Origin of the sequence: Chryseobacterium sp. SIMBA_028 (assembly GCF_046535285.1) — a bacterium.
Taxonomy (GTDB): domain Bacteria; phylum Bacteroidota; class Bacteroidia; order Flavobacteriales; family Weeksellaceae; genus Chryseobacterium.
In genome coordinates, this window is sequence record NZ_JAWRWZ010000882.1 from 1 (window position 1) to 231 (window position 231).

At 31.2% G+C, this 231-nt stretch carries 1 protein-coding gene; it reads right to left on the reverse strand.

Going from position 1 to position 231, the window contains the following annotated elements; translation table 11 throughout:
- A partial coding sequence (locus tag SCA31_RS25730; RefSeq protein WP_410699756.1) for a hypothetical protein occupies positions 1–231 on the reverse strand: 231 nt, incomplete at both ends.

Consider the following 231-nt stretch of genomic DNA (forward strand, 5'->3'; position numbering starts at 1 on the left):
CTGACTTTATATTCTAAATCCTGACTCTCCTTGTTACCAGCATCAAACATCGAAAGATATTCATTGAGTTTATAATAAAAATCAATAAGTCTTTTAATCTGAGATTTTGTCCTGCCTAATTCAATTGATGATTCAATATTATCAACTTTTACTTTAGCCTGAAGTCCAAAGCCAAATCCCCCTTTTGTGTGTATTAATGTTTCTACCTCATCCCGAATTAACTTTAAACTT